The sequence below is a fragment of the Streptomyces sp. NPDC004561 genome (genome assembly GCF_053602155.1).
Window position 1 is genome coordinate 1 of record NZ_JBSGDB010000451.1, and the last position, 7,084, is coordinate 7,084.

The following is a 7,084-nucleotide window of genomic DNA, read 5'->3' on the forward strand; positions in this document are numbered from 1 at the left end:
CCCGTCGACCACATGAGTCCGAGCTCGTATTCTGACCAGCCCCAAGGCACGAGTCCACCGGATGCCAGGTCGGGGCCGTACCTTTTCCACGGGTTGCGGCCAGAGCCGGGGCCGCCGGGCACGGCAAGCTCGAAATACTCGTCGAAGCTGCCCGCGCCGAACAGGTCGACGACCTCCTTGTAGTCGCTGGGCAGCCGTGTGCCGAGGTCGGCCTCGATAGCGGGCCAGTCCACGCGCGGCTTGGGTATCGGTTCCCAGCCGGTGACGATGCGCAGCTTCTCGGCCCAGGACGCGCCCTGCGGGAAACCGGAAGCCGCCGGGTCCTCGCGGTGAGCGATCACGGCGACAGCCCGTGGGCCGTCCGGGGACGCGACCAGGCCGCACCCGACCCAGCGATTCCGGTAGCCCCAGCCCCGCATCTCCAGCAATTCCCCAGCCCCGAAGGGCTCGGCCAGCGGCAGGCCGGTGCGTTCGCCGAGCGACGGATCGACGAACCCGCCCGCTGCCAAATTCCGGTGCTGCCCCGCCCACCGGCCGATTTCCGCGACGAGTTCATGCAGGTCCGTGCCCGGCGGGGCCTCCAGGATGACGGGTTCATCCAGATTAGGGGGCTTCTCGTTGATGAGGCGCCAGACGCTGTCGACGAACGCATTGCTTCCCACGGCCGACAGTCAACCTCATGCCACCGACATCCCTGCGGCGACCAAGCCCGCCGCAGGCCGCGCGTCCGGGGTCATCGGGGTCGCCTTCCTCAGGCAGCCAGAGTTTCGGTGCCCTCGACCAGGACTCCGCGTTCGAATCGGGCCCCGGCGCGGGTGGTGTCCCTTGCTGTGGTGTAGGGGATCAACTGGTGGGCGTGATCGGAGCGTTGGGTAGCGCCGGGGCGCTTTCGGGGAGCTCGCGGTAGATCTCGCCCATGCTGCCTTCGGGGAGGTAGCGGCGGGGGAAGGCGATCCATTCGTCGTGCATCTCGAAGAGCACGGCGGTGACCAGCCGGACCAACGCGTCGTCGTTGGGAAAGACCTGGACGACGTCGATCCTGCGCTTGATCTCCCGGTTCACCCGCTCCAGCGGGTTCGTCGACTGGATCTTCTTCCAGTGCCTGGGCGGGAAGTCCGCGAACGCGGTCAGGTCCTCCTTCGCCTCCAGCAGCATCGCTTTGACCTTGGGGAACTGAGCGCCGAGCATGTCCGCGACGGTGTCCAGCTGGGTGCGCACGAGGCCGGCGGTGGGCTGGGTGAAGATGGTGCGGATCGTCGCGGCGACCATTTCACCGGAATCCCGGTCGATCACACTGAAGACATTTCGTAGGAAATGAACCCTGCATCGTTGCCAGGCGGCGCCGAGCATCACCTTGCGGACCGCGGCGACCAGACCGGCGTGCTGGTCGGTGACGACCAGACGGACGCCGGACAGGCCGCGTTCGCGCAGCGAGCGCAGGAACTCCTTCCAGAACGCCTCGCTCTCGCTGTCGCCGACCATCAGGCCCAGGACCTCGCGGTTGCCGTCCTCGGTGATACCGGTGGCGACCACCACGGCCCGGGAAACGATCTGATGGTTCACCCGTGCTTTGCAGTAGGTCGCGTCCAGGTAGACGTAGGGGAAGCGGACGTGGTCGAGCGGGCGGGTGCGGAACGCGGTCAATGGCTCGTCGAGGGCCGCGCAGATCCGGGAGACCTCCGACTTGGAGATGCCGCTGTCGCCGCCGAGGGCTTTGACCAGGTCATCGACGCTGCGGGTGGAGACGCCGTGCACGTATGCCTCCATGATCACGGCGTAGAGGGCCTGGTCGATGCGGCGCCGTCGCTCCAGAAGGCTGGGGAAGAAGCTGCCGGTGCGGACCTTGGGGATCTCCAGGTCCAGGTCGCCGGCCAGCGTGGTGAGCACCTTCTCGCGGTGCCCGTTACGGACGTTGGTTCGCGTCGGCGTGTGCTCGTTCCACTCCGCGCCGATATGGGCACTTGCCTCGGCCTCGATCAGCTCCTGCGCCATCCGCTCGGCGATGGCGCGGATGAGCTCGATTCCGTCGGTCGAGCGTAGTGACTCAAGGAGCCGTATCAGTTCAGACTGGGACAGGGCCATCGTGCACTCCTCGTGGTTGAACTGGGCGTTCACCAAGGAGAGTTACGCGATGGCCCGCCTCCTGTTCAGGGAGCGGTACTCACCCGTGGAAGTGCGCCCCGGGCAGACGCCCGCGCACTCCCGACCGCTGATCCCGTACACCACGACGAGGGACACCATCCCGGCGCGCACGAGGGCGACGAGGTGGGGTGCGTTCACGGCCCGCCACCGCTGTTGGGCGGACTCGACGAGCTTGAAACCATGGCGAGTGCGGCGGCCGCACTGCCGGCGCCTCGGGTGACCTTCGTGCGGAGCCGGACCGTGGCGAAGGTGGACTCGATGGGATTCGTGGTGCGTAGGTGGATCCAGTGCTCGGCGGGAAAGTCGTAGAACGCGAGGAGCTCGTCCGTGTCTTCGGTGATCTTCTTGACGGCCTTGGGGAACTTCGCCCCGTAGGTCTTGGCGAACGCGGCGACGGCCTTCAGCGCATGCTCGCGGTCTTCGGCGTTGTAGATCTCCCGCAGGGCCTTCTTCGCGCTGGGCTGGGCGGACTTCGGTAGAGCGTTTGCGACGTTGGCGATCTTGTGAAGCCGTAAAGAATCAACTTGTCGGTGTGTCGGCTTCTTCGCCGGCATCGGCAAGGAGATCAGGGGCGGTGCGGTAGCGGGTGGCAGCCGGGGGCGGGAGGAGCCCGCCTTCCGTAAGCAGGGGCCGGATCTCTCGGACGAAGTTCCCGATCGAGGACCTGCTCACGTCCCCCAGCGCGTCGGCAAGGACATCCAGGGTGCACAGTTTCCGCAGGTAGAGGATGGCGACCACGACACGCTCTCTGTCGCCGAGCTTCTGGGGGAAGACGCCGCCGCGGCTGCCCGGCTGGCGATCGGCGCCCCGGCGCTGGTAGGAGGCACGTTCGACCTGGGCAGCCTGGCGTGGTGCGAGGCGGCGAGTGAGCTCGTCGAGCTCCGCGCGGGACATGCCGGTAAGCCGTGGATGGGACAGGATTTCCATGATCCGGGTGCGTGGCGGGGTCTGGTCGGTGTCGAGGTAGGCCATCAGAGCCTCGGCCGTGGTGAACCGGCTGGAGGCGTAACCGGGCTGGTGGCCGTGGTCCTCCAGGACCCGGCGGGTCTCGGCAACGAGGTCGCCGATGCAGTTTGGGGTCACCTCCAGCATGTCGCCCAGCAGCTTCATCGAGCACACCTGCCGCTGGTATAGGAGGGTGAGCATCACCCGGGCCGCGTCGTCGAACAGCGGCTTGCTGCCGCGAAGCTTGCCGGTGGCCCGCCGGGCACGTCCGCCGCGCTGTTCGCTGTAGCGTTCCTGGGCCCGGGCGGCCTGCAGCGGGGCCAACTCGGTGCACAGGTCTACAAGTTCCGTGCTATTGAGCCCGGTCAGGCGGGGGTCCGCCAAGCGGGCCAGTAGCTCGCGGCGCCGGTCGGCGACACCGCACGTCTCGCTGGCGGGCAAGATCTGCGGCTCGGAGGGCTCGGGCAGCAAGGTGTAGTTCCACTGGCCATGGATCTCGTGCCGGACCAGCGGCAGCGCGGCGAAGCGGTCCTTGCTGATCGCGATGCCGGTGGGGTAGTCGCCGGGATCCAGGTGGGCCTCGACGCGCAGACCGGCCCGGGTGCGAGTGGCGACGATCGTCTCGATGACAACTTCGTGGCTGGTCAGCGGCCTGCCGCGCCAGTTGTGGGTGATGTGGGAGAACAGCCGGTGCTCGATTTTGTTCCATTTACTGGTGCCAGGAGGAAAGTGACACACCGTGATCGTCAACCCGGTTTCGGCGGCCAGGGCGGCCAGTTCACTCTTCCAGACCCGGTAGCGGTAGCCGTTGGAGCCGCCTGCGTCCGAGGTGATCAGCAGCCGTGATGCCTTCGGGTAGTCCAGGCTGCCGCGACAGCGCCACCAGCAACGGATGGACTCGACCGCGAAGACCGATGTGTCGTGGTCGACACCGACGTTGACCCAGCCTGTGTTGCGGGCGATGTCGTAGATCCCGTACGGGATCGCCTGCTGAACGTCCGGGCCGCTGAAGAAGAAGTGGTGGTCCTCCACCTCGATGGGCTCGCCCCTGGGGCGCCACTGGCGGCCGGCCATCGGCAGTCGTCCGATCTGCTCCCGTTTTTTGGTGTCCACGCTGATCACCGGCTCACCGTCGCTCTGGTGCTGTTTGACCTGCTCGTTGATGTAGCGGAACTGGGTATCCCGGTCGGGATGCTGGGCACCCTCAAGGGTCTTCGCATTCGCCTGCAGACTGAAGCTCTCTTGCTTGAGCAGCCGGCCCACGGTCGGCGCGGACACCGGGTGCCCTTGCCGCGTCAGTTCCTCGGCCAGGTTCCGCAGCGACTTCGTCGTCCACCGCAACGGCGACTGCGGATCACCCCGCTCATCCGGCTCGACCAGGCCCAACAACGCCTTGAGCAAGGCAGGATCATTGGCTTCGGCCCGCCTGCGGCCCCCGCCTGGTGCAAGCACCCGGCCATCCGGCAGCGGCCCGGCCCCGGCTTCCAGCTCCGCCACCCCACGGCGCACGGTGGTCTCGCTGACCTGCGCGATCCGCGCCACCGCCCGTACGCCGCCATGCCCGATCAGCCGGGCCTCGGTGGCCAAGGCCAACCGCCGCTGCCGCTCGTTCAGGTGCGGCAACAACACCGAGAACCTGCAATGGACTTGGGAACAGATCTCCTCCGGAACCGCCATACCCTGACAACGAGCCCACACCTGTAAAGCAGCACCTTGATTCTTTACGGCTTCTGTGAACCCAGCACCTCTGATGCCGGGCCTAGGGGAACACCTCGGCCAGGGCCTTCCACAAGCCGAGGGCCCCATCACCGACTGCGAGGACGGGCGCACGCATCCCACGCCGAGCACAGTCGCGCAGCAGGTCGGCCCAGGAGTCGGCTGATTCACGGTAGCCGTCACTCATAGCGATCAGCTCCTGGGTGCCGTCCACGCGCACGCCCACAGCACGCCAGGCGATCAAGGAGTACGAGCGGCGGCTCGCCCGCTACCAAGCAGCCCTCGACGCCGGAGCCGACCCCACCGTCGTCACCCAGTGGATCAACGAGGCCCAGCGGGATAAGGACACAGCGCAGAAGAAGCTCGACGCGCACCCCGCCGTCACTCGGAAGAAGCAATCCCCGCTGGACGCGCGACAGATCCGGCAGATCACTGAGAGTCTCGGAGATATTGCACAGCGCATCCAGACTGCCGCCGCAGAAAAGAAGGGCCCGCCCTACGACGCCCTGGGCATCACCATCAGCTACGAACACGCAACGAGGACCGCGACCGTCAGGTCGAGGCCCTCGTCACCGTATCGTCAATCGTTGTGTCCGAGGGGCGAGTTGACGGCTGACGATACGGTCATGATGGCGCAAGGGAAGCTCTACCCCCGATGAGGTGTGCGCGGAGCCAGGGTGCCCCGCAGGATGGCGTGACGTAGCACCTGACCGCCGGGCGAGGGATTCTGCTCCCACACTCGGCCGACGGGCGTACCGGGGTGAGGCACACGTGGTGTCGGATCTGGACGCGTAAGCCGACAGCCCGGGCGCTCGATCGGGCTCCGATCATCGTTTCCCCGATCAGCGAGGTCCTCGACCCGGGAACGAGCAGAAACACGGGATCCGATGATCACGCAGGTGCCCACGGCGGCCACCCATGACGTCTGGTGGACAATGCCGTACTGGACGACGTGGCTGCGGCCTGGTGCTTTGCCTGTCGGCTGTGTGCCGCAGCGATCAGGTTTCGTTGTGCATCCCGAGCGATCGTCCCGCTGGCGCAGGACCAGATCGCTACACGTTCAGTCACCGCTGCTCTGGATCAGGCCATCACGCAGTGTTACGGGCCCTGACTTCTCCTGCTCTGATTCGATGCCGACGGCCTTGTTTCAGGCTCCGGCCCTACAACTCAGAAACAAAGCGACCCGGTCATCTTCGTGGCGAGCACCCCGTTCATGGCACGGCAATTCCCGACGGAGGTTCGGTCATCGGGAGTCGGGTCAGGCCGTGAGATCAGCGGCGCGCTGGCCGGCGGCTTCGCTCCCCTGGCCGCGCTGGCCATGGTCACCATGTCGCCGACCCACTCGACCTGGGGCGTATCCCTGCTGATCGCCGCTTCGGGTTTCCTGATCGTCCTCGGCGTGCTCTTTGACCAGCGGCGCCGCGTTGATTCCCGGTCTCGATCGAACCCGTCCGGATCGGAAGGCGCTCGCTCAGGGATGGATGCGGCTCCTTCTCAGGGAACATCCTGATCAAGCGTTGAGGGCGCGTTCTTCCTGCTGAGTGCTGGTCAGAGGCTTTCGTGCTTCCGGTCGAGGTGGAAGCCAATGGGCGTGAAATGTCGGCGACGGCTGAAAAAAGTGGTTCTGGATCACTTTCAGTGCCGGAGCCACGGAGGGTCACCACAACCGCGATCATGAACGGCTGTGGCTGATGTACTCCCCCAGAACCTGTGGTTCCACCAGGTCGAAGGTGTGGTGATCGAAAATGTCATATCCGACGGTGAGTTGGTGGTCGTGCGCGCCCGGACGGCTGCGGAACAGGCTGCCTGTCCGGCGTGTGGAACAGCGTCGGCCCGGGTGCACAGCCGGTACGTACGCCGGCTTGCCGACAGCGCGGTCGGCGGCCGTCCGGCGCTGATCGAGTTACAGGTCCGGCGGTTCCGCTGCTCTCAACAGGGCTGCTTGCAGGCGACGTTCGCCGAACAGGTCGACGGGCTGACGATTGGCTAGGCAAGGCCGGACAGCGGACAGTCCATGGCCAGAAGCGAGGCGCGCGCCAGCAGACTCGGGCCGATCCTGCAGGGCAGCGTCTACACGGGCACCTCCGAGACGGAGGCAGTCGACGACGAAGCCACCAAGGTGCTACGGGTGGAGATGATCCAGCCGTCGGTGTGCGCGGCGGTCACGACCGTGTACACGTTCACCCGCGGCTGACCAACAAGTCGCCGACGGGCCCAGTCACTGTTTGGTTTCCCTCTTCACCCCGTGACCGGGATCAAGGTTTAGTCCCCTAGCTGATGC

Annotated in this window: 6 protein-coding genes and 3 pseudogenes; 4 read left to right on the forward strand and 5 right to left on the reverse strand. The window is 66.5% G+C overall.

The window, feature by feature from the left end:
• The 5 genes and pseudogenes from ACWEN3_RS37410 to ACWEN3_RS37430 form a co-directional block, all read right to left on the reverse strand.
• A pseudogene (locus ACWEN3_RS37410) lies at positions 1 to 662 on the reverse strand (hypothetical protein); the annotation flags it as partial.
• Positions 663 to 843: 181 nt separating this feature from the next.
• Complete coding sequence (locus ACWEN3_RS37415) at positions 844 to 2,082, reverse strand: IS256 family transposase (RefSeq protein ID WP_452980478.1); 1,239 nt, start codon at positions 2,080 to 2,082, stop codon at positions 844 to 846.
• 42 nt (positions 2,083 to 2,124) lie between these two features.
• Positions 2,125 to 2,648, reverse strand: a pseudogene (locus ACWEN3_RS37420) (transposase); the annotation flags it as partial.
• A gap of 13 nt (positions 2,649 to 2,661) precedes the next feature.
• Positions 2,662 to 4,764: an ISAzo13 family transposase gene (locus tag ACWEN3_RS37425; RefSeq protein ID WP_452980481.1), complete on the reverse strand. Its 2,103-nt coding sequence runs from the start codon at positions 4,762 to 4,764 to the stop codon at positions 2,662 to 2,664.
• 85 nt (positions 4,765 to 4,849) lie between these two features.
• Positions 4,850 to 5,029, reverse strand: a pseudogene (locus tag ACWEN3_RS37430) (transposase); the annotation flags it as partial.
• Between ACWEN3_RS37430 and ACWEN3_RS37435 the strand changes: the two are divergent.
• The 4 genes from ACWEN3_RS37435 to ACWEN3_RS37450 all read left to right on the forward strand — a co-directional run bounded on the left by ACWEN3_RS37435 (position 5,007) and on the right by ACWEN3_RS37450 (position 6,997).
• Positions 5,007 to 5,462, forward strand: a complete 456-nt coding sequence (locus ACWEN3_RS37435; protein ID WP_452980484.1) for a hypothetical protein — start codon at positions 5,007 to 5,009, stop codon at positions 5,460 to 5,462. The pseudogene ACWEN3_RS37430 and the gene ACWEN3_RS37435 sit on opposite strands and share 23 nt — an antisense overlap.
• Before the next feature lie 536 nt (positions 5,463 to 5,998).
• The gene (locus ACWEN3_RS37440) at positions 5,999 to 6,313 is read left to right on the forward strand and encodes a hypothetical protein (RefSeq protein ID WP_452980486.1); all 315 of its coding nucleotides are present in this window, start codon (positions 5,999 to 6,001) and stop codon (positions 6,311 to 6,313) included.
• Positions 6,314 to 6,487: 174 nt separating this feature from the next.
• The gene (locus ACWEN3_RS37445; protein WP_452980488.1) at positions 6,488 to 6,793 is read left to right on the forward strand and encodes a transposase family protein; all 306 of its coding nucleotides are present in this window, start codon (positions 6,488 to 6,490) and stop codon (positions 6,791 to 6,793) included.
• 24 nt (positions 6,794 to 6,817) lie between these two features.
• Entirely contained in the window at positions 6,818 to 6,997 is a 180-nt protein-coding gene (locus ACWEN3_RS37450; protein WP_452980490.1) for a hypothetical protein, read from the forward strand.
• The last annotated feature ends 87 nt before the right edge of the window (positions 6,998 to 7,084 follow it).